The sequence below is a fragment of the Shewanella sp. 125m-1 genome (genome assembly GCF_052977065.1).
In genome coordinates this window covers 41,092-63,122 of sequence record NZ_JBRILT010000027.1, presented here as the reverse complement: position 1 = coordinate 63,122, position 22,031 = coordinate 41,092, and the positions used below count along the sequence as shown (strand labels likewise).

Sequence of the window (22,031 nt, the reverse complement as noted above, 5' to 3'; positions counted from 1 at the left end):
AGCCCATCAGCATTAATTACAAAATCAAAATAAATGACGGCATAAATGCCGACCTACAAGGTTAAGCGCTTTACCTATGACCTAGGACCTTTTTTGCACCTAGCACCTGTTTGTTAAACCTAGTACTTTCTTTAAGTAGGTTGGGCTTTAGCCCATCAGCATTAATTACAAAATCAAAATAAATGACGGCATAAATGCCGACCTACAAGGTTAAGCGCTTTACCTAGGTTCTAGATCCTAGGACCTAAAAGCTTTAAATCCCATACTGGTCGCGGTAAGCGCTTACTGATGCAAGCTGCGCTTCCATACCCGTGTTTTCTGACAGGTAGTTAATCAAGTCTTCGAGCTTAATGATAGACACGATGTCACAGCCAAAGTCGCGCTCAACTTCTTGAATCGCAGAAAGCTCGCCCTTACCCTTCTCTTGGCGGTCAAGGGCAATCAGTACGCCCGCAAGTGATGCCTTATGCGCCTGGATGATCTCCATAGACTCACGAATAGCCGTACCAGCAGTAATCACGTCATCAACCAACATTACGCGTCCTTGAAGCTCGCTACCCACTAAGCTGCCACCTTCGCCGTGCTCTTTCTTCTCTTTACGGTTAAAGCAGTAAGGCATATCGATATCGTGATGATCACACAGCGCTACCGCAGTCGTGGTTGCGATTGGAATACCTTTGTAGGCAGGGCCAAATAGCAAGTCATACTCAATACCCGAATCAACCAATGCCGCCGCGTAAAAACGACCTAGACGCGCTAAATCACGGCCCGTGTTAAACAGGCCCGCATTAAAGAAATAAGGGCTAGTGCGGCCTGATTTTAACGTAAATTCGCCAAATCGAAGTACCTGACGCTCTAGGGCAAATTCAATAAACTCACGTTGATAGGCTTTCACAATCTCTCCTTAAAAATGTAGGGGTAATACTCTATGTATTATTTAGTAGTATTTAGTATTAGTTGATTTTTTTTACTTACAAAAAGGACCCCGAAGGGCCCTAATAACAAAAACGATGATTAGCTCAATGACGCTTTCTGGATATCAACGATTTCGCGAATACCGTGCTTAGCCAAATCAAGTAAACTTAATAGCTCTTCATGGCTAAATGGCTCACCTTCAGCTGTTCCCTGGATCTCGATGATCTTACCAGTTTCAGTCATTACCACGTTCATGTCAGTTTCAGCAGCGCTATCTTCGATATATTCTAAATCGCAGATTGGCTCGCCTTTATAAATACCAACACTTACCGCAGCAATAAGGAACTTAAGCGGGTTAGTCTTTAAGATACCTTTACCACGAGCCCAGTTAAGCGCGTCAACTAGTGCAACACATGCGCCCGTAATCGCAGCGGTACGTGTACCACCGTCAGCTTGAATCACATCACAATCGATAACAATGGTGTTTTCGCCTAGTAGCTTCATGTCTACCGCAGCGCGTAGTGAACGACCAATTAGACGTTGAATTTCTTGAGTACGACCAGACTGCTTACCGCGAGCGGCTTCGCGTTGCATACGGCTATGCGTTGAACGTGGCAACATGCCATATTCAGCCGTTACCCAACCTTGACCTTGGCCTTTAAGGAAACGCGGTACGCCTTCTTCAAAACTAGCGGTACACAGCACTTTAGTATCACCGAACTCAACTAAAACCGAACCTTCGGCGTGAGCAGTAAACTGACGAGTAATAGTCACAGGGCGAGACTGTGCTGGAGTTCTGTTGCTTGGGCGCATGATGAATTCCTGTATATAAGGGCATTGGGGTAATTTGGCTGCATATTATAGGGACATGTTAGCCACTATGCTATCTGAATCATAAAACAGAGACCCAAAAAACCTAAGCTCAATCACATTGCCTAAGCCTATTACTTACCGCGGCCTAAAATGCTCGCGAACACCCAATCTCATCGAGTTTGCACGCGTAAAATTAACACTAATACCTGCACCTGCAATTTATTTGAGTATATAATCACTACTCACTTAGACGAACTACACTGGAAATCATCCATGATCCAAAGCATGACAGCCTACGCTCGCATTGAGCACAAAGCAGATTGGGGCACCGCCTCTTGGGAAATCCGTTCAGTTAATCAGCGTTACTTAGAAACCTATTTACGCCTACCAGAACATTTCCGCAGCTTGGAGCCTGTTCTTAGAGATCGTCTACGTAAACGCCTTAACCGCGGTAAAGTCGAAGTCAACCTTCGCTATGACCTAAACGAAAAGAGCGACAGCGAACTACAACTTAACCAAGATCTAGCCAAGCAAATTATCAACGCCGCTAACTGGGTTAAAAACGAAGCTGGCCAAGGCGAGCTTAACGTGGTTGATGTACTGCGCTGGCCAGGTGTGATGTCAGGCTCTGAGCAAGACATGGATGCCTTAGCTAAAGAGTTGTTAGTGGCTTTTGATTCGGCAATCGATCAATTTATCGAAGCCCGTGGCCGTGAAGGTGATGCCATCAACACCATGCTGCAAACCCGTCTTGACCAAATCGTTGAGCAAGTCGCCGTTGTCCGCGGTCACATGCCAACAGTTATGCAATGGCAGCGTGACAAGCTAACTAACCGTTTAGCCGAAATCACCGGTGAACTAGACCCTGCTCGTTTAGAGCAAGAGATGGTACTACTCGCGCAAAAGATGGATGTTGCCGAAGAGATGGACCGTCTTGACGCCCACGTAGCAGAAACTCGCCGTATTCTTAAGAAAGGTGGCGCACAAGGTCGCCGTTTAGACTTTATGATGCAAGAGTTCAACCGTGAGTCAAACACCCTAGCGTCTAAGTCAATCAGCGCAGATGTGACTGCAGCAGCAGTAGAGCTTAAAGTGCTTATCGAGCAGATGCGTGAGCAAATTCAGAACGTGGAATAAGATTTAAGGCTGTTCTACAGCCCAACCTAAATACCGCTTGAAGCCCGTAATTACGCCTGTAATTACGGGCTTTTTTATATTTCAAATACTTTGTACATGTCCGACATTGTCTGCTACTGTCTTGAACAAGTGGTGACCCAAATGGTGACCATAAAGCCTAAAAACTCAAAATAACTAAGGAAATGACCAAAAATCCCTCTTGGTCACCAATTTCGTGGTAACACTATGAATGATAAGCAAATAAAAGCTTTTTTAAAAAGTGGGGCTGTAGAAAGAAAGGCTATAGGCAATGGCTTGTATATTCGTTCTAGAGGAACGGGCGTAGGCTACTGGGAGCTTAGGTACTCCATACATGGTAAACGCAGGAGCATGGCTATAGATGGGGGGACATACCCTCAAATGAGTCTTGCAGATGCAAAAATGACTGCAGCGATACTTATCCATAAAGCTAAACAAGGAATTGACCCGCTAGCTGAGCGTGAAAGAGATAATGATGAAAAGCTCGTTACTGTCGATGACTTATTCGATGACTGGTATCTCCAGATAGCAAAACGACTAAAGCATCCAGAAATACCTAAACGGATGTACACCAAAGAGATTAAGCCAACAATAGGACGATTGAAAATTGCTGATGTGAATGCTCGAGATATTAGAGCAATCATTAGCAAAGTTGCAATCAGCGACCGTCAGACGGTATCGAATAAAACCCTATTCTGTTGCAAACAACTTTTTGATCACGCTTGTAAGCTAGATCTTATTTCTGCAAATCCAGCCAGTGCTTTTAAAGTAGCCGATGCTGGTGGCGTTGAATCTAGCAGGACCAGAAAACTTACATTTAATGAGCTTCAAGCAACATTTAGAGTCTTACGTGAAAATGATCATACCTTCACTAGAGATAACTATTTAGCAATCGCGTTATTAGTCAGTCTCGGTGTTCGCAAGGGAGAACTTATTGCTGCTAAATGGGATGAATTTGATTTCGACAATCTGCAGTGGCATTTACCAACAGAAAGGAGCAAGACAAAAGCCGCAATCACCATACCTCTACCTGAGCAGGTTGTCCCATGGTTTAAAGAGATCCATGTTAAAGCAAACGGTTCAGACTTTGTTTTTCCATCTAGAAGGGTAAGCAAATCGAAAACAGATAAGCCTAAAGGGCACATATCAAGTGACACGCTCAACCATGCTTTAGCCAAACTATTTGGGAAAAAAGTAGATAGTGACAAGGAACCTAATGAAAACCATTTAGGGAATGCAGGCATTGAACATTTTGTTATTCATGACTTAAGACGAACATGCCGAAGTCTATTAGCAGAGATCGGTGTGCCAAATGATATTGGTGAGAGATGTTTAAATCACAAGCGTAAACGCATTGAAGCGGTATATGACCAATATGACTACTTGAAAGAAAGAGCTGAAGCACTGAGCAAGTTAGCTTCAATGATTGCTCCAATGGTCAACAACCAGTCCAACGTAACACCTTTTACAAAACCAGTTCGCATTAGTGTAGGTGAAAAATGAGCTTCGACATAAATTTAGACTGCCAGATTTGGATAGACGATATAGCTAATCACTTAACAGATGGTGAGCTCACTATAAGTAAAATCAATGAGCTTCGAGCGCTCCCGCAAAAAGACCTTACACCTGAAGCCGTCTGTGACCATGTAAAATTATCACTAGAACATATTCAGACTAATCTAGGTATGAGTATCTCAGAAGCAGAAGAACTCGAATCTCTTTCAAGCATTCTGGCTAAAGCAGGGCGCTTTTCACGGGAATTAACCCAAATGAAAGCCAGTTTGCCAGCAGACAGCCACCAGCAACTAGATAATTTAGTAATGACGTTCGGCGTTCTTAATTATGAAATAGGTATACACAACACAGCAGCACAAACTGAGCAGGCAATGAGTCGAGGAGTAAAATCAAAGAAGGACACTACAAAAGGTGCAAATGTAGTTAAAGCAAAAAACAATAAATTTTGCGACGTAACCGTCGCAATAGCTCAAGACTTTTACCAATTGCCTGAACACCAAACAGTCAAGTACGCCTACGTGGCAAGAGCCATTAAGCAACTCATTAGGGACCGTAAAAACATTTCGGTATCAGAAGGGCTAATCAAGAAGCAGATCTTCGAGCATGTGCCAGTGCTAGCAAGAGCTGGTGGGCGACCTGATAAGGAAACTCCATGTAAAGACATAGTGCACGAGCTCATTCTTAGAGACTATTCCAAATTATTTGAATAGTTCTAAGCTATAACTTTAGGAAACCAGGGAGAGTGACTTAGCAGGGGGATATGTTACTCAGCTAAGTCATTTAGGACAAGTATCGCTACCGGATGTTCGCTAACGGCCAAAGCAATCGTGTGAATTTTCGCATCGATTGCCTTTGCTTGTTAAGTTTTCTCGCCAAGTTTGTCAGGGTTCTCTTTAAACTCTGTGGGAGGGATGTACCTAAAATACATCACATCCGCTGGAGTGCCATCTTCTTTTTTGTGCGTGTCAGAATAATGAATCGTCATTTCTTCGTTTTGCACATAATCATCTGGAATTGATACCCCTAAAGAACTCATAATAGCTTCTAACATTCCACGAGGAGTTTGATTCCACACCTGGTATGCCTGCTCAATACTTCTTCCGTTAAATATGGCAGCATCTGGAATCCCTTGGATTTTTTTAAAGGCATCTAACGCGCCATCACTAAAGTAGTAATAATGCTCTTGAAATAATGCTCTATCACTTGAATCAATAACAAGCGCACCTAGATACCCAGTAAAGAGGTCTATTTTCTCTCCACCTTGTGTATCCATAGGTAGGTTTAGATCAGGCCTTCCATTGAAGCCAGCATGTGGATCCTTATGGCAAATATGGCAAAGTGTAATTCCATTTCCCGTCATGAACCTTAGACTTTTCCATAGGCTTTTTCTAATCACATGGTGAGCAGAAAGGCGTTTTTTTGATTTACAAATGACACATCTATTTCCATCTCTCTCTCTGATAAACTGGCTCCACAGTCTCAGACAATAAGTATTGCTTCTTCTATTCACGACTGCCTTTCTTAACCTGCCGTATAGTGTATCTAAATCTGCCATTAGAACTCCATTTCAATGATAAACTTAACGCTTTAGATATTGAGCCGCTGCTTTATCCAGAAAACCTCATAAAGCCCAAAAGATCGTATCAATAATGGCCTTGTTGAACTGCCGCTATAGCTGTGATGATTGCTCAATTGTTGGTGTCGAATCAGCCGTTCTATTAATCAATAGACTACCTTAAGAAAAAACATTTATCATCCTTGATAACAATACGAGACGGCAGTGCTTCTAGCTTTGCCATAGTCCACTAAATTTATCTTCCTGCTAGTAACACTCTTGATCGAACTATTTTGCCATATCGTGTATTTTATAGTCATAGTTTCCCAGTTTTCTACCGCCTCAATAAAACGCAGGTTATTAATCGTTGTTAATAGATCCGTACCAATATCACTTGGAGCTACATAAAACTTTCGATGTTCATGTTCATTTGAATATTCAACATATGTGTGTATATCTTGCCCATACTCAGTCATCTTTAGTTTCAAAAATTCCGCTTGAAAACCATCTGAGTTATATGCGCAGGTAAACCAAATCCGTTGCTCTCTATCAACATCAAAGCCTACTGATGTAGCTGAATAAGGGGAGTTCTCATGATGCTCGTGCTTTAGCACAGACCAATATTCAAAATTAACTCTCTCAGTAGCATCGACATTTGAGGCCAAAGCACTAACTAATAATAAAACCAATGCTTTCATTTTATCTCCCCTTACACTTTTTAAATTGATAATCCTGACCAGGTTCAATCATTAATCATGTTAGATCAATGGCTTTCTGATGAAATTGTCAGTTGTTACTGATCAAAGTAGGAATTCGACATAAACATGCCAAATAAGCATACCCCCCAATAAACTACCCTACCGCTAGCGAAACTATAGTTTCGCTAGCGATTGCTATTTTTCTTCACAAAAAAACCATAGAAGATGCCCTCGAACTGAAAAGGTCAGTTATCCAATTAATCGAGGTAATTATGAGTAAAACAACTGCTACCACAACATTCGAAGATAGGCTTGTCCGTGAGCATGAGCGTAAGTCCATTACTGGAATATCAAGATCCACAGCTTGGACACTTGAACGTAAAAGCCTCTTTCCTAAACGTCGGGAGTTGATCCCTGGTGGGGATGAAATAGCTTGGTCTTTTACGGAGCTTATGGAATGGGTCCACTCTCGTAAAGTGATAAATCTTGGAGAGCATCATGCCAAGTAGGTCGTCAGATCACGACCTAAAGCTTTATATCGAAGACAGTCGAATTATCACTACGCGAGAGCTACTACCGCTCCTAAAGCAAAAGGTATCTAGCTCAATACTGAGTCGCCAGATCAAATCAGGAGAGTTCCCGGCCCCCACTGTAAAAAAGGGAAATGCTCATTGCTGGCTATTCAAAGATATTGCAAAGCTCATTGAGCTTAAAAAATTACCAAGCTAACCAAATAGAGCGCACAACTAACACCCCGAGTTGTGTGCCCAATTTACTTGTCTAAATCAGCGATAAACAAGCTCAAACAAAAAAGCGGTATTTAAATAATATAAACCGCCACATAAATCATAGATGTAGTAAACCAGTAGAGATAAAGCTCATGTCTTTTCTAATCACAAAACACAACTCCCTTCCTTATGTTTACAAAAATCATAGTTACCCAATCATCAAACCCAAGATCAAAGGACACTTTAAAAGACCGTTAAAGAAGATATTCGAATTATGTGGAACCATGCTAGATCGCTATACAAAAGTGTTCGTGGTTCGATTCGATCTACACCCCACTGAGTTCTCGAATTCGAATAAAGATATTGGCTTGTATTTACAAACCGAAAAGAAAAAGCTGCAAAAAGAGTACAAATGCAAAGCGGCCTACTTTTGTACCAGAGAGCAAGTATCCTCACCGATACAGCACTACCACGTTGTTCTCATGCTAAGCGGCCAAAAAATTCAACATCCCAGCAGACTCCTAGACTTACTTGAAAAGTCCTGGACACGGTTTTGTGGAGGAAAATTAGCAAAGGTACCCCACTCCTACGGCACTATGGTCAAAGGCAACAAAGCTTCCATTGACCCAATTGTTTATCGCATTAGCTACTTAACCAAAGAGGACACTAAAGAGCTCAACGGAAGTGCAAGAAACTTCATTTGGAGCAGGCTAAAACCAAAGGGAAGTATAGATAAACATAATGACCTGTTGCTTGTAGACCCACTAGTTACGTTCTTAAAAAATCACAAAAGACACACATTTAAAATAACCAATGATTTAATGGGAAAAATTTATAAAAAGTCTAGCCGAAAACATGGCTGGTTTTCTGAAGAAGATTTACCGATATCGATTTATGACCTGATTAACTCAAGCATTCGAACTCAAACCAAGACTGATACAGGCTTTAACGGCGACACCTAATGACATTGGTATAACACTAACATCACGCAGAACGCTTCAAACTTAAAAAGTATGCAACTAGGGAGGTGGGAAGATGAAAAAGGCTAAAACGATTAAAACAGCTAAACAAAACACTGACTACATCATTGCCCCCAAAACCCGACGTTCACAGTTCCAAAGTAACAACAGCGCAGCTCTCGTTCATGGAGGTTTCTCTAACAAGATACCAAAGGAGTTACTTAGCTCAATTTTAGATAATGATCTTGGCTTTGAGCTAGGGGTGTTAAAAGGGCAACTGTCTAATATCACCCAGCTAGGACAAGAGGTAATAACAAGGTTAATTACTGAAGGGGAAGACTCTGTAGCATTGAGTGTAGTGCTTTCGTGCGCAGATAGAACCGCAAAACTTGTCCCTCAAATCCACAAAGTGCTCGATTCATCGTTTGCCCAAACGGAATCAACTCAAATTATTAAGAGTCGCAATCGCTGGTTAAATAAACTCTATAAAGGAAATTGTTCAGCTAGTGATGTGGCATACCAGTTTGAGGTCCACCAGCTAGGAGAGTTACCTAAGTACGTACAACAGATGCTCTCGAATGAACTGTCAGCACAACAAACCGATACCGATCATGACAACCTAAGTCGTGAGCAAGTACTTGAAAAACTCCAAGACTACAAAACCACTATTGCAGCCGAAGAAGAGCAGATCAAACTGCGCCAGCAGGCGGTATCAAAAGAGAAGCAAAGAATTAACCAGCAGCTTTTTAGTTACTCTGAGTCTAGCGAGGATGAAAATTGAAAAAGCTAAAAACGATCCTAGCAGATCCTCGCTATATAGAACTCTTAGCCATGTTCCAACAAGACTGGGTTAGCTTTGCCTCAGTATTAGTGGGGAAAAGCCCTACCTGGCAACAAAGGCAGATTATCTCGGCAATTCAAAAGCACGGTGCAAGAGTGTCGGTATCTAGCGGTCATGGTACAGGCAAAAGCGATATGACCAGCATTATCATCCTCGCTTTTATCATCTTAAACCCAGAAAGCAGAGTGGTAGTGGTTGCCAATAACGCAGCTCAAGTGCGTAATGTTATTTGGAAGTACCTTAAAATCAATTTCAAAGCTCTCTGCCGTAACATTCCTTGGATAGAGCACTACTTTGGTTTGAACGAACGAGAGTTCTACGCTATCGGTTACAAAGGTATATGGAGCTGCATTGCTAAATCTGCTCGTCAGGGCAATGAAGAAGCATTAGCTGGTGAGCATTGTCATACCTACCTAGTGGTTGTTGATGAAGCCAGTGGTTTATCAGACAAAGCCTTAAACGTATTGAGCTCAGCACTAACCGAAGCCAACAACAATATGTGCTTACTCAGTCAACCAACTCGCACATCAGGCTTCTTTTACGATACTCACCATAGGCTAGCTAAAACAACCGATAACCCTAGCGGGATCTGGGCGGCTATCACCTTAAACTCTGAAGAGTCCCCCCTTGTAACACCCGAGTTTATCGGTGAGAAGTTGATCTCTTACGGTGGGGAAGATTCACCGGAATACCAGATAAAGGTGTTAGGACACTTCCCTGACAATATGGATGGTTACCTGCTTAGCAGAACGGATTGTGAACGAGCAGCAAGAAGTTCACCAACGCTAATTGACGGCCAATGGGGCTGGGTTGCTGCGTGTGATGTCGGAAATGGTAGAGACAAATCAGTAATCAATATCTGCAAGGTATCGCTAGAACCTGCAAATACTCGGCTGGTGGTCTCCCATTCCATTATAGAAATGCGTGCAGATATAGATCCTATAGACTTCGCCTACGAGATAAAAAGGCACATAGAGCCCTATGAGAGCCAAAATATCAGCATTTTAATTGATGGTGATGGCGTTGGCTTCTCAACGGTAAAAATCGCCTTAGAACTCGGTTTAAACGTTCAAGAGGTCCGTTGGGGTAAACCAGTCTTTAATCATGGGGAGAAAAGCCGCTTCATCAACCAACGTGCTTATAGCCACATAATGATGCGCGATGCGATAAAGACCGGACGAATGCAGATTGATAGCTCGGAACTCACTAAAAGCCAGATATCCCGTTTACCTGTCCACCTCAACGAATTAGGCCAATGGGTTGTGTGTGCAAAGAAAGAAATGAGAGAAAAACACAACATCAAATCTCCCGATAGATCCGACACCTATAGCTTCATGTTTTTAGCTAATCCGGAGCCCATATTTTCAAAAGTAACTGAGGCTGAATCTGAACGAGAAAAGGCCGTAAATCAATGGATAAGTTAGAGCATTTCTAAAACTGAACGCGGTGAAACACCGCGCGCGCGTAGCAAACAAAGTCTAAAAGAACAAATTCAAGAGCATTTTAGAGATCAACAGAGTCTTACCTAGAATAAACGGAATCAAAAAATACGGTTGGATACTCCGCTAAAAAAGGTTCAATGTAATGTTTATTATTCTCGAAGAATCCATCTCCGATACGAGCTTCATCTCCCCTAGTCATTACAGTGTCACTCAAGTGCTTGCAAATAGCGCGATCAGCTAGACCTTTCGAATAAAACCAATGCTCCGCATTCGATGATAAGCCAAGTTTCAACGAGCGCTGTAACATTCGAACTTGTTCAGCTTGAGAAGTTAACTCCTCTCTACTTTCCATTAAGTCTGCCACAGCGCCGACTACTAACATAATGTTGTAACTTAATGCACTATCACAAATATCTAATACATTAGATATTGTGATATTACGTTCTTGAGAACCTGCTAAGATTTTATACTCTCGTTCATTTGCTTCATCGAGAATATCTATGTAACTAACTCCAGCTAGCCATTGCTTAGCAATATGTAATCCGGCACCGTCATCGAGCAATTTGCCTAACACTTTACTTTGAGTTACAGCAGTTGCTAATGGCCACAAGATATCAAGCCACTGACCCATTGAGAGTTCTTCAGACAGTCGCTCAATATTCTCTTGAATCCAGTAGTCAATTTTATGCAGTTCAGCTACACCTAACAATGCCTTACCAAATACAACTCTCTTTTCCGGTTCAACGCTGTTTACTGTGACCGCTGCTGCTATAAAAATGGCTTTTAACTTCAGCTTCTCTCCGTCATCTGCCAACGAATAAGCTAATGTATTAGAATAAAGCTCAAGTATTTTATCTTCAGTCAAATCTTCTTCACCCGAAGAGTTTGCTAAAAGATAGCTCTCAATACTTTTAAAGTATTTCTTTCTTGAATCCATTTGAGCCAATAAATCCGATATATCTTGCCCTATAGCAGCCTTGATACTTAACTGAATATATTTTTCTGAATCTTGTATAAACTTTATCGGATCGATATCAAATGGATCATCTTCAAATGGCTTTGCAAGGTTTAGTAAGCTACTTGAACAGTGCTCTGATTGTGCAGGGTCAAGCAAACTTTGCATGTTTCCCCATTGCCATTTCTGGGAAGTACGCCTTCTATCGTAAAGTTCAGTATCCGTGAAAATAATGCTACCTTCGGTGTGCTTACCCGATCGGCCAGCTCTCCCTAATAGGTTATGAAAATCACGAGTAGAAATTCGTTTCTGGCCCTGAAATACACCCGATACTATTAAATATTTTATTGGTAGATTAACACCCTGAGCTAAAGTCGATGTGCACACTACACAACGACCTAAGCCATTTTCCATAGCATACTCTACAGAAATTCGTAGCCCATTAGGCACATTCGTACTGTGAGGCAATACTCCTAACAAGATTGCCTTGGTCATATCTGAAGCATCTCCAAGGTGTTTAGAAGACAACCGTCCTATTTTAGATATTTCATCATGCGATGATACATCTAAGGGAACAAACAGACCTTCAATTCTCTCAGCAGCACTCACAATATTTTTGCAGATACTTTCTACTGTTCTTTTTGTTCCACAAAACACACCGACGGGACCATATTGAGATAACTTCATTCCTAAATATGCAGCTACACTAAACTTGTTATCTTTCTCAGGAAAATACCTTTGCCTACGCTCTCTTCCTCGCTTTGGGATCTCTGTAGCTTCCAGTATCCTAGGAACAAAATACTCTTCTGTATTAAGGCTTAACGGATCTACATAATGAAACTGACCTCGTCTAGTGGTCCAGCTACTAAAAGCTACACTGCGCTCTGTAGCTAAGCATTCTGAACCATTAACAGATACCCCTTCTCCGCCATAAAGCCACTTACCAATCGATTCTGCATTGGAAATGACAGCAGATATTAATACATGTTGGGTATTCGCCTTTAATTTTTGCTTCAGTGACGTTAAAAGTAACTCATATGTTACTCCACGCTGACCAGTATCAAATTGATGCCCTTCGTCATATATGACCAAAGATACTTCATCTGCTAACTCAGGTTTATGCCTCAATAGATAAACAAACTTTTCAGGTGTTGAAACGATAACTGATTGACTAGGTTCTTCTGTCTCAATCGTATCAAATATCTGAGAAAACAATTCAATATCAAAATCATCAATTTGAGGTAAGTCATTCAGTTGGTTAATTAAAACTTTTTCACCTAAAAATGCATGAGACAACGAGCTACTAATCTCTCTACATAATGAACGAAATGGTGCAATTATTACCGCAGTCTTTGCACGCTCTGACAAAAATGCTGAACGAATAATTATCTCAGCTGATTTAGTTTTTCCGGCGCTCGTTGGCAATTGAATTACACCTGATTGACCTCTAAAAACACCAGCATTTGCCAAAAGCTTCTGTGCGGGCCAAAACTCTCTGATGAAGTCATTTTTGCTAACTACTGGTAGCCATTTCATCAGTGACAATCCAGAAGCGGCAGGCAGCAGTTTTCTACTCGAGTTTTCTAATTTACTTTTAATAACGGCGAAAATGACATTGACTAAAAAGAGCTCACGATCTGTACCAGTTGCAGTTATTATTTGATGTAACTTTTCTAAACATTCGAGAATACAGCGTTCAGCACTTTCGATGTATATTTTCTTTACACCATTCTCAGAGAAAATGAATCTTGTTAATCCTCTAATCTCATCAATCGACTCAATATAAGGAATAAGGGGAGTTATGTGTTCGGACCAGGGTTTTACATGATAAAATGCTTCGAAACAGTTCAAGATTTCATCTGCAAAATCATAAATAGGCTGGTCTTTATAGGCACAAAAAACCTTACGATCATCAAAATCATTAGATAACAATTTATCTAACAAAAATTCGATCCCACTGTCCGTAACGGGGTCTCTTACAGCACTAAATTTTGCAGCTAATACTACACTGCTTCCTGGCATTTCAGCTAAATAATAGGATGCTGCCCCAAGAAGTAATAAGTAATATGAGTAGTTTTCTTCCAGCTGAGAACAATCTAATGCATCGAAATACCTAGCTGCATTTCTAACCTCTTGACGCTTGAGTTCTAAGTCTTCAACGTCTTTCAAGGAGAGTTCATTTTTATTAAATAAATAACAAAAATCACCTAGAATACCAAATGTCATTGTTAGGAGCTTTTGAGGAGGTATAAGAATAGGAATATGATCTTCTTCCCTGAGTTGAAACTCATACATTTTGGCTTTCGCCTTTGTTATAGCTAGAAGTTTATTAGACTTAGATTCAAATTTCATTCGCGGCCCTCTCATAAAGCTTATGGGCTAAATCCATTAAACTAGGGCCCTTAATCGCAATTAGTTCAAGGGAGTCTTTATTTGGGTGAGCTTCAGCATTAGCTTCTGACATTTTTGCTGTATCGTAAGCAAGATCGGTACATACAGCCGCAGCACCAAACCTACGTTTATAAGGTGACTCCACTGAGTTTTGAAAGCGTGAAACTAGCTGAACTCCAGGCATATCTTGCTTATCTAACATCCGCTGCTTTATACCATTCAAAGATTCTGCAATTCTGAACTCATCTTTCTTTGAATCTTCAATTGCCACTTGAAGCATTGCTTTATATCCCGGACTCAGTTTAGCCTTAACTTCATATACTAATAGCTCATCATTTCTGTCATTAATTGCATCTTGTTTAAACGCTAAAACATCAGACCCTTTCGTTGACTCATTTGGCACCCCTTTTCGGTCATACCGTGTTCTTGGTACGCAATATCCACACATAAACTCTAGATAATCAGCCACGAGAATTTCAGCAAAATCTCCAGCTCGAATACTTGGTCCAGGGGCCTTAGTTTTACAGGGAAACTTCATAGCAACTAAATAATCTGAATTACTTTGATCTGGTGCCCTCAGGAATTCAATATGAGAATCAGCACAATAATGATTACGAAAATGTTTAGCCCAAGCGCTCATTACTTCATCATTTTCAGTATCACATGAAAAAGTAAAAACCTTAGCCTGCCTCCCGCACTCAGTAGTAATAACATCACGAGTTTCCTCTAACCATTGAAGGTGTTGATTTGTCCAGGGTGCTTCAACAGCCATCTTAATAATGTCCTTCAATGTAACTGTATGCCTTTGCGAACAGTTCTTTATCTTTTCCTAAGCCAAACTGTGCCAACGTTAGTAGTAAAGCCTTTTGAATCTCTCTTGGGCCACTGTTGGACGTTTGCCAGCCCTTAAAACGCTTGGCTTTTACTATCTTGTCTATCTGCTCAACCACATCGCCAATGAGCTTTGGCGTGCTCTCTGGACGAGTGTGTAAGAACAACTTAGTTAGTGCCTGTTTGTTGTCTTCTTGAGTGACAGGTGAATCACCCGTTTCACGCTCTGCTTGCACTGTGTCTTTTGCTGCATCCAGCAAGCCCTTCAACCAATCTATGGCCTTGATAACACCAGCTTCATAGGCATCACGTAATTTCTCTAACCGTTCACCGAGTGCAACGAAAGTAGGGTTGCCACTACCACGTAGACGACCCATTAGGTCAATTTCTAACTGACTTGCTCGCTTCTCTTGCTCTTTTTCTGTCAGCGTAAAAACAGCGTGCTCATCCATAATCAACTCATCGATATCATCTCGAATGCGATTGATGTCTGTGTGCTGGTGGATCATTTTGATCGTTTCAGGGCCTAATGCCGCCCATACTAACGAGCCTGTTTGCCCTACAGGGCGCACTGATTCATAGATTTGCGCTAACCACTTATAGTCAATTCGATAAGGCATTAAGAATGCATCTGGATTAATCGCAGACCATAATTTTGCAAGCACACCAAAAGCAGCGGCGAACTCATCGCGTTTAATGTTGGTTGGTAAACATGCTTGAGCAGCTATGATGCCGTCAAAACCTTCTAGGGTTCTATCCACATTGGGGAAGAAGCTTAAACACTTATCAAGCTGTGCAGGCAGCAACTCTTTAAAGGCTTCAATACCTTCGACGACACCTTCAATCTCTTCAGGATCGTAAGCTAGAGCCGTGCGTAGATTTTCAAACACGCCAAGGTAGTCAATGATAAGGCCCATCTGCTTACTAACATTGTCAGTCTCGTACAAACGGTTAGTACGACACATCGCCTGTAGCAAGGTGTGATCACGCAGTGGCTTATCTAAATACATGCAGTAACAGATAGGCGCATCAAAACCGGTGAGCAGCTTGGCGGTAACAATCAACAATTGAAGCGGTTGTTTCGGATCTTTATAGTCCTCAATCAGCCCCTTCTGTTTTTGCTCATCACCATCAATTTCTTGCCAGCGTTCAAAATCTTGCTCTTGGATTGGAAGTTCAAGATCTTGCTTCCACTTGCGCCAATCTTTGTTTAACTTGCCCTCTCTGGCGGGATCTGGGTCCTTAATAGGCGCTTGATCGACGTTCATCACCACTTCTACGGCATCGAAACCTAGCTTTTCACCCAGCAAGTAATACATCTGTACACAAGCATCACGGTCATAAACTACAACCATGCCTTTCATCTGCTTAGGTTTTACATGGCTAACAAAGTGCTTGGCGATATCTTCACTCACCGCAGCCATGCGTTTTGGCGCTTTTAGCATGATAGCCAATCTACCTGCGCGTTTAGACAAAGCAATCTTCTCGTCTTTGTCTAAATCATTAGCTGTCACCATTTCCTCGAACGCTTCATCGATGGCTGCGCGATCTACACGTAACTCGGCCAAACGCGGTTCAAACTTCACCGCATTGGTCGCTTTATCGCGAATAGACTGCTTATAGCTATAGCGGTTCATATACCGACCTTCGTCTTCTTCAGCACCAAAGAGTTTGAAAGTGTTTCGGTCGATACCCGATATAGGCGTACCCGTTAAACCATAAAAATGTGCATTCGGCAGTGCCCAACGCATTTTATCGCCTAATGAACCTTCTTGAGTACGATGCGCCTCATCCACCAGCACAATTATATTGTCACGGTTATTCAAACCGTCCGGATTATTATCGTCCATTACGACATCTTGAAACTTAAAGACAGTGGTGATCAAAATGCCGCGACTATCTTGTTCAATATGGGCGCCAAGCTTTTTACAGCTTTTCACCTTGATGAGGTTTTTAATATCAGCTCCGCCAAAGGTTTCACTAATTTGGCTATCGAGATTGCGACGGTCGACCACTATCAGTACAGTCGGATTTTTTAGGTCATTATCTGCTCGAAGCATTCGCGCGGCATAAAGCATCAAAAGTGATTTACCTGAACCTTGGAAGTGCCAGATAAGTCCCTTTTTGGGATAACCTTTTTTAACTCGCTCGACGATTTGTTTTGCCGTTTCAAACTGTGGATAACGGGGCAGAATTTTAATACGTTTAGGTGGCGTGTCTTTACCTGTTTTCACAGTCGAGAACAGCGCGAATGACTCTAGCATTTGCAGTAAGGTTGCAGGGTTTAACAAACCTTCACAGCTATCGAGTACAGTTGCTAGGCTAGCTGGAATTTCATCTCGCTGATCCGTTTTATGCCATGGGCCCCAGTCTTTAACTCGTGCATTAATCGCACCATAAGCAAATGTCTTACCTTCTGAGGCGAAGCATAGAAGGTTTGGTACAAAGAAGGGCTCAACGTTTTTCCAGTAGTGCTTAGTACTGCCCATGAAGTCAGCGGCGCCATCTTGCCAGGTAACACTTGGCCTAGTTGCTGATTTCACTTCCCCTACCACCAGCGGAATACCATTCACATACAGTACGATATCAAAGAACACTTCTGTTGCTGCTATAAAGTGGACCTGCTGTGCGACCACAAAATGGTTGCGCTCAATATTATTGAAATCAATCAGGTTGATAGTGATATGGTCACCGTTCTCACCAAACGGGAGACTTTTTTCTGCCATTAACCATTCGTGAAAATTCTCGTTCGCTTTCACCAACCCAGTATGTTTAGCTTCATGCATCAAGCCACGAATTTTATAGATCACTTCATCGGCATAATCTGGATTTTTACCAATATCAGGGTTTAACGAACAAAGCGCGTCTTTAAGCCAGGTATCGACGAAGATATCGTGAGCTTGCTTAGGTAAGTCCTCACCATGGCAATAGTTCCACTTAACACCGCTTAAGCCCTTTAAACGATCAATAATTCCATTTTCTGTGACGGTTTGTTCATTAAACATAATTTTAGCCTACATAATTTTCTAAAATTGCTTTTCGCATTGTTAACAAATTTTTCTTATAGTTCTCTTCTTTGATGATTGTTTGTTGTAACTCTCTTAATGGCTTTGCAATCTTTGTTTGAATGCTCAGGTTTGGCATTGGGATTCTCAACTCCTTTAGGTTCTTCAAACTGATTCCAGCTTTTGCACCTCCATCATTTAAAGAACCTAATAGTCTCTGTCCAAACTTCGAAGACAACATAAATGCCAAATAATCTGAATTGATAGTTTTATCGGGACGTAGCAACGCTATGTGCTGATTTACATAGGCAGTTTCAACGCCTTTTTCAATGAGAGATACCAATCCTAAGTCTGCTGTTATAGAAACTAAAACATCACCATTTTGAACTTTAGTCCGTGCACCTTCAGAGTTTTTTGAAGGTAACTTTACATATTTGGTATCAGATAAATCAAGATTAATTCTTCCACGGGTCATGTTAGTTATTCGTAAAAACAAGTCACCCTCATTGCCACAGAATTTCGACCATCCCCTCGAGCCACTAGTTACAAATGCTGTAACATCGCCAATTTTCTTATAATCCTTTATGTATGAAAATTGTTTTTCTAGTGCCGCTTTCAAGCTAAGTGATGACAGAATAAACCCGTCAAGCTTCACCTGGTTAGAAAGCAGTTTATTATATACATTTACAATTTTTTCTTGATCTTGAAATGAAGGAATTTTAAATTTTTGCTCACATAATACCTTCCATTTAATAGTTGGAGACAAAGACCCTTCAGAAACAGCTACAGCCCTATCCATGAATGAATCTGACTGCATAAAAATCGGCAAGAACTCTGGTATGACGTTGTCAGAGTTTGCTTCAAGCACCATAGCATGCGCAGAGCAAATACAATCCCAGTCCGCAACAGCAACCTTTCGCTGATAAGCGCGACGCTTGCCAAAAATAATCTGTCCTTTCTTTACTAATAGTTTTTGACCTGTAACGTCACTAGGAACACCATGACGCTTAATCTTCAAATTATCAGGATCTAAGTGCTCCAACCCTACATAAATTTGTAGCTCGGTCTCTGTAGGTTCTACACGTTTAGAAATTTGATTGGCAATATTGGCAAACTTCACCATTTTACAACCTTCAGGAAGTCGTGTTGTCATTTACTGCTCACCTTGCTCTCTTCGATTGTATAGCCAAGTTTGACAAGGCTCTCAAATAACTTATTAGTTTGTGTTTTCAGCTGAACACGACTTACTTTCCAAGTTTCAATTGCGTGTTCGGTGTCATGAGCTTCTTCGTTATTTTTAACTCGAACATAGAGCGGAATAGATAAGTTATGCAGATTTTCTCTGATAGTGTTTAAATCTACCAGCGCAGTGATATCACTTTGATTCCCTGGCTTGAAATATGCTTCTGCCAATACATCCAGATCACTTTCAGATAAGTGACTATGGGCACGTTCACGAGTAACATGTTCTATGCCATTAATGAATAAAATCTTGTTCTTTCGCTCTGCGGGTTTATTACAATTAAGCACCACCACACAAGACTCCATTGGCGAGTTATAGAACAGATTTGGACCAAGACCGATCACCGCTTCGATAATGTCAGATTCGATAACCTGCTTACGAATTGCTAGCTCAGAATCCCGGAACAAGACACCATGTGGCCAAAGCATTGCCGCACGACCAGTTTCCGGTTTCAAGCTTTTGATGATGTGAGTGTAAAAACCGTAATCGGCACAGCCTTGTGGTGGCACACCGTACATGTTGCGACCATACGGATCGCTGGCAAACTTTTCCCTGTTCCATTTTTTAATCGAGTACGGCGGATTGGCAAAAATCACATCAAACTGTTTAAGCTGGTCGTTTTCAATAAACTTAGGGTCACCTAACGTATCACCACGCATGACATCGAACTCTTCAATATCATGCAGGAACATATTCATACGAGCGATTGCTGATGTCAGCAGGTTAACTTCTTGACCATGTAAATGAACCGATCTCCACTCTTCACCTTGCGAACGTAAATCCATTACTGCGTTAAGCAACATCCCCCCTGTACCGCAAGTTGGGTCATAAGCCGTTTCACCAGGCTTAAGCTGCATGATGCGAGTCATCAAATGCACTACGGTTCGGTTGGTATAGAACTCTGCAGCTGTATGACCGGAATCATCAGCGAATTTCTTGATTAAATATTCGTAGGCTTCACCCAAATCATCTTGAGCTACCGATTTAATACCTAGCGGTATTTTACTAAAGTGCTGAATAAGATCAGCGAGTAGGTGATCCGGCAAACGCTCTTTATTGGTCCACTGCGCATCACCAAACACACCATGCAAACGCTCGTTCTTTGCTTCAATCAAACGCAGCGCATTTTGGATTGCTTCACCAATGTCTTTACTGGTGTTGCGTACTTTTTCCCAACTTGCTTCTTCAGGGATATCGAAACGGTGGAACATAGCCATAGCAGCGTATTCCGCATCGCCTTCATGCAACTCTAGCGCTTCGTTGTACTCTTCTAAGTAAACATCTGACAGGCGCTTAAAGAAAAGCAGAGGAAATACAAACTGCTTATAGTCTGAGGCATCGATTTGCCCACGCAGAAACTCCGCAGCGCCCCAAAGCAAATCTTCTAATTTATTCTTGTTCATAGTTCAAAGCCCTCTTTGATCAACAAGGCTTCAAGATCTTGTTCAGCTACTTCTAATGCCGCTAACTTTTGTTGAAAGTCTGTTAAGGCCTCTTCAACAGTTATCGTTTCTTCTTCCAAAGGTTTTTGCACATAACGTGCAATATTCAAGTTGAAGTCATTTTCTTCAATCTCTTTATGTGGCACCCAACGAGCGACACCTTCAATATCATCGGCTGCTGGACCTTCAGTGCGCATCTGCTGATAGATATCGTAAATGTCGTCAGCTTGTGTTTCTGACAAGGTGTTTTGAGCACGACCTTTGGTGTAAATCTCTTCGGCATTAACGATCAATACATGGTCTTTATGGGCTTCAGGTCTAGCTTTACGCAATACCAGAATACAAGCAGGAATACCTGTACCGTAGAACAGGTTGGAAGCAACACCAATTACTGCAACAATGCGGTTTTCTTTAAGTAGTTTTTCACGGATCTTACCTTCGGCCCCACTGCGGAAAAGTACACCATGAGGTAATACAACAGTCATGCGGCCTTTATCATTCAATGAGGCAAACATATGTTGCACCCAAGCAAAGTCACCATTGGTTTTAGGCGCTAAACCGAACCCAGCACGGCCATATGGATCACTTGTCCAATAATCGTAGCCCCACTCTTTTAGGCTGAATGGCGGGTTAGCGACTACACAATCAAACTTTTCAAGCTGATCATCTTGAATAAACTTTGGGTCACGAAGGGTATCACCACGAACGATTTCAAAGTCTTCTTGCCCATGTAGGAACAAGTTCATGCGAGCGATAGCTTCGGTAGTTAAGTTTTTCTCTTGACCTTTAATCTTCAGAAGACGCGGATCACCGCCGTTCTCTTTCACGTGATGAATGGTTTCAAGTAGCATACCGCCAGTACCACAAGCTGGATCATATATGCTCTCGCTAGCTTGTGGGTCGAGGATATTAACCATAAGGCGAACGATGGTACGCGGTGTATAGAACTCACCCGCTTTCTTATTCGCTTTATCGGCAAAACGTTTAATCAAGTATTCATAAGCGCGGCCCATGTCATCATCACGCACACTCGATACCCCAAGGTTTACTTGGTTAAAGTGATTTAGCAATGTTGATAGGAGTTCGTCAGAGAGGCGGTCTTTATTGGTCCAACTTGCATCGCCAAAAATACCATGCAGTTGTGGGTTAGCCAGCTCTATACCACGGAAAGAGTCCTTCAGCGCTTGACCGATATCTTTAGTATCAGCAAACACATCTCTCCAATGGCATGCTGGTGGAATTTGAATGCGGTGGAACATGTCGCCTTTAGCAAGCTCTTCATCACCCACTTGCTCCATCGCATCTGCAAACTCTTCGTCGTAAACATCACAAATACGCTTAAAGAACAGGATAGGAAAAATATAGGTTTTGTAGTCTGATGCATCGATTGGGCCCGTGATTATATGGGCCGCATGCCAAAGGTGCGCTTCTAAGTCTTTGAGAGTAATGAGGGTCATGTAAATCCAAGTAAACTAAGGTACTTTATCTGCTTGGAGTTTACACTATTTGGGCAAATGGTTAAGCGATTTGGTTCTAACAAATG

General features: G+C 41.8%; 17 protein-coding genes. 7 read left to right on the top strand and 10 right to left on the bottom strand.

Annotation, left to right across the window (positions count from 1 at the left end; genetic code table 11):
- Window positions 1–253 precede the first annotated feature (253 nt).
- Window positions 254–895 (bottom strand): orotate phosphoribosyltransferase, encoded by a 642-nt coding sequence (gene pyrE, locus ACVBIK_RS12965; protein ID WP_447161734.1) that lies wholly within the window; start codon window positions 893–895, stop codon window positions 254–256.
- Window positions 896–1,014: 119 nt separating this feature from the next.
- Window positions 1,015–1,728: a ribonuclease PH gene (gene rph / locus ACVBIK_RS12960; RefSeq protein WP_012157036.1), complete on the bottom strand. Its 714-nt coding sequence runs from the start codon at window positions 1,726–1,728 to the stop codon at window positions 1,015–1,017.
- A gap of 273 nt (window positions 1,729–2,001) precedes the next feature.
- Here rph and ACVBIK_RS12955 point away from each other — a divergent pair, with 273 nt between their 5' ends.
- The 3 genes from ACVBIK_RS12955 to ACVBIK_RS12945 all read left to right on the top strand — a co-directional run bounded on the left by ACVBIK_RS12955 (window position 2,002) and on the right by ACVBIK_RS12945 (window position 5,108).
- Complete coding sequence (locus ACVBIK_RS12955) at window positions 2,002–2,865, top strand: YicC/YloC family endoribonuclease (protein ID WP_447163460.1); 864 nt, start codon at window positions 2,002–2,004, stop codon at window positions 2,863–2,865.
- A gap of 225 nt (window positions 2,866–3,090) precedes the next feature.
- Window positions 3,091–4,386, top strand: coding sequence for a tyrosine-type recombinase/integrase (locus ACVBIK_RS12950; RefSeq protein WP_447161736.1), 1,296 nt, complete (start codon window positions 3,091–3,093; stop codon window positions 4,384–4,386).
- A complete protein-coding gene (locus ACVBIK_RS12945) occupies window positions 4,383–5,108 on the top strand; it encodes a hypothetical protein (protein ID WP_447161737.1) in 726 nt (241 codons plus the stop codon). The genes ACVBIK_RS12950 and ACVBIK_RS12945 overlap by 4 nt, the downstream gene beginning before the upstream one ends.
- A gap of 149 nt (window positions 5,109–5,257) precedes the next feature.
- On the opposite strand, the gene ACVBIK_RS12940 is transcribed toward ACVBIK_RS12945, so the two are convergent.
- Both ACVBIK_RS12940 and ACVBIK_RS12935 read right to left on the bottom strand, forming a co-directional pair.
- Window positions 5,258–5,953 (bottom strand): HNH endonuclease, encoded by a 696-nt coding sequence (locus tag ACVBIK_RS12940; protein WP_447161738.1) that lies wholly within the window; start codon window positions 5,951–5,953, stop codon window positions 5,258–5,260.
- A 197-nt stretch (window positions 5,954–6,150) separates the two neighbouring features.
- A complete protein-coding gene (locus ACVBIK_RS12935; RefSeq protein ID WP_447161739.1) occupies window positions 6,151–6,651 on the bottom strand; it encodes a hypothetical protein in 501 nt (166 codons plus the stop codon).
- 272 nt (window positions 6,652–6,923) lie between these two features.
- Between ACVBIK_RS12935 and ACVBIK_RS12930 the strand changes: the two genes are divergently transcribed.
- From ACVBIK_RS12930 to ACVBIK_RS12915, 4 genes are all read left to right on the top strand, one after another.
- Window positions 6,924–7,160: an AlpA family phage regulatory protein gene (locus ACVBIK_RS12930; protein WP_447161740.1), complete on the top strand. Its 237-nt coding sequence runs from the start codon at window positions 6,924–6,926 to the stop codon at window positions 7,158–7,160.
- 371 nt (window positions 7,161–7,531) lie between these two features.
- Complete coding sequence (locus ACVBIK_RS12925) at window positions 7,532–8,341, top strand: YagK/YfjJ domain-containing protein (RefSeq protein WP_447169845.1); 810 nt, start codon at window positions 7,532–7,534, stop codon at window positions 8,339–8,341.
- Window positions 8,342–8,414: 73 nt separating this feature from the next.
- Window positions 8,415–9,119 carry a hypothetical protein gene (locus ACVBIK_RS12920; protein WP_447169844.1) on the top strand — a complete coding sequence of 235 codons (705 nt, stop codon included), beginning with the start codon at window positions 8,415–8,417 and terminating at the stop codon, window positions 9,117–9,119.
- Window positions 9,116–10,603, top strand: a complete 1,488-nt coding sequence (locus tag ACVBIK_RS12915; RefSeq protein WP_447169843.1) for a protein PacB — start codon at window positions 9,116–9,118, stop codon at window positions 10,601–10,603. Before ACVBIK_RS12920 ends, ACVBIK_RS12915 begins: the two co-directional genes overlap by 4 nt.
- A gap of 97 nt (window positions 10,604–10,700) precedes the next feature.
- Here ACVBIK_RS12915 and ACVBIK_RS12910 read toward each other — a convergent pair whose 3' ends face one another.
- Genes ACVBIK_RS12910 through ACVBIK_RS12885 form a run of 6 tightly spaced genes read right to left on the bottom strand, consistent with a single transcriptional unit; the run spans window position 10,701 to window position 21,945 of the window.
- Window positions 10,701–13,928, bottom strand: coding sequence for a DEAD/DEAH box helicase (locus ACVBIK_RS12910; protein WP_447169842.1), 3,228 nt, complete (start codon window positions 13,926–13,928; stop codon window positions 10,701–10,703).
- A complete protein-coding gene (locus ACVBIK_RS12905; protein WP_447169841.1) occupies window positions 13,918–14,739 on the bottom strand; it encodes a Hachiman antiphage defense system protein HamA in 822 nt (273 codons plus the stop codon). Before ACVBIK_RS12905 ends, ACVBIK_RS12910 begins: the two co-directional genes overlap by 11 nt.
- A gap of 1 nt (window position 14,740) precedes the next feature.
- Entirely contained in the window at window positions 14,741–17,803 is a 3,063-nt protein-coding gene (locus ACVBIK_RS12900; protein ID WP_447169840.1) for a type I restriction endonuclease subunit R, read from the bottom strand.
- A gap of 4 nt (window positions 17,804–17,807) precedes the next feature.
- Window positions 17,808–18,956: a restriction endonuclease subunit S gene (locus tag ACVBIK_RS12895; RefSeq protein WP_447169839.1), complete on the bottom strand. Its 1,149-nt coding sequence runs from the start codon at window positions 18,954–18,956 to the stop codon at window positions 17,808–17,810.
- On the bottom strand, window positions 18,953–20,449 hold the full coding sequence (locus ACVBIK_RS12890; RefSeq protein WP_447169838.1) for a type I restriction-modification system subunit M: 1,497 nt from the start codon (window positions 20,447–20,449) through the stop codon (window positions 18,953–18,955). The genes ACVBIK_RS12895 and ACVBIK_RS12890 overlap by 4 nt, the downstream gene beginning before the upstream one ends.
- A complete protein-coding gene (locus ACVBIK_RS12885) occupies window positions 20,446–21,945 on the bottom strand; it encodes a type I restriction-modification system subunit M (RefSeq protein WP_447169837.1) in 1,500 nt (499 codons plus the stop codon). The genes ACVBIK_RS12890 and ACVBIK_RS12885 overlap by 4 nt, the downstream gene beginning before the upstream one ends.
- Window positions 21,946–22,031: the final 86 nt, after the last annotated feature.

Bases quoted from the DNA above. Each gene is read 5' to 3' on its own strand.
- ACVBIK_RS12905 (WP_447169841.1), bottom strand. From the start codon at position 14,739: ATGGCTGTTGAAGCACCCTGGACAAATCAACACCTTCAATGGTTAGAG.
- ACVBIK_RS12900 (WP_447169840.1), bottom strand. From the start codon at position 17,803: ATGTTTAATGAACAAACCGTCACAGAAAATGGAATTATTGATCGTTTA.
- ACVBIK_RS12890 (WP_447169838.1), bottom strand. From the start codon at position 20,449: ATGAACAAGAATAAATTAGAAGATTTGCTTTGGGGCGCTGCGGAGTTT.
- ACVBIK_RS12885 (WP_447169837.1), bottom strand. From the start codon at position 21,945: ATGACCCTCATTACTCTCAAAGACTTAGAAGCGCACCTTTGGCATGCG.
- ACVBIK_RS12895 (WP_447169839.1), bottom strand. From the start codon at position 18,956: ATGACAACACGACTTCCTGAAGGTTGTAAAATGGTGAAGTTTGCCAAT.
- ACVBIK_RS12950 (WP_447161736.1), top strand. From the start codon at position 3,091: ATGAATGATAAGCAAATAAAAGCTTTTTTAAAAAGTGGGGCTGTAGAA.
- rph (WP_012157036.1), bottom strand. From the start codon at position 1,728: ATGCGCCCAAGCAACAGAACTCCAGCACAGTCTCGCCCTGTGACTATT.
- ACVBIK_RS12925 (WP_447169845.1), top strand. From the start codon at position 7,532: ATGTCTTTTCTAATCACAAAACACAACTCCCTTCCTTATGTTTACAAA.
- ACVBIK_RS12945 (WP_447161737.1), top strand. From the start codon at position 4,383: ATGAGCTTCGACATAAATTTAGACTGCCAGATTTGGATAGACGATATA.
- ACVBIK_RS12955 (WP_447163460.1), top strand. From the start codon at position 2,002: ATGATCCAAAGCATGACAGCCTACGCTCGCATTGAGCACAAAGCAGAT.
- ACVBIK_RS12940 (WP_447161738.1), bottom strand. From the start codon at position 5,953: ATGGCAGATTTAGATACACTATACGGCAGGTTAAGAAAGGCAGTCGTG.
- ACVBIK_RS12935 (WP_447161739.1), bottom strand. From the start codon at position 6,651: ATGAAAGCATTGGTTTTATTATTAGTTAGTGCTTTGGCCTCAAATGTC.
- ACVBIK_RS12930 (WP_447161740.1), top strand. From the start codon at position 6,924: ATGAGTAAAACAACTGCTACCACAACATTCGAAGATAGGCTTGTCCGT.
- ACVBIK_RS12920 (WP_447169844.1), top strand. From the start codon at position 8,415: ATGAAAAAGGCTAAAACGATTAAAACAGCTAAACAAAACACTGACTAC.
- ACVBIK_RS12910 (WP_447169842.1), bottom strand. From the start codon at position 13,928: ATGAAATTTGAATCTAAGTCTAATAAACTTCTAGCTATAACAAAGGCG.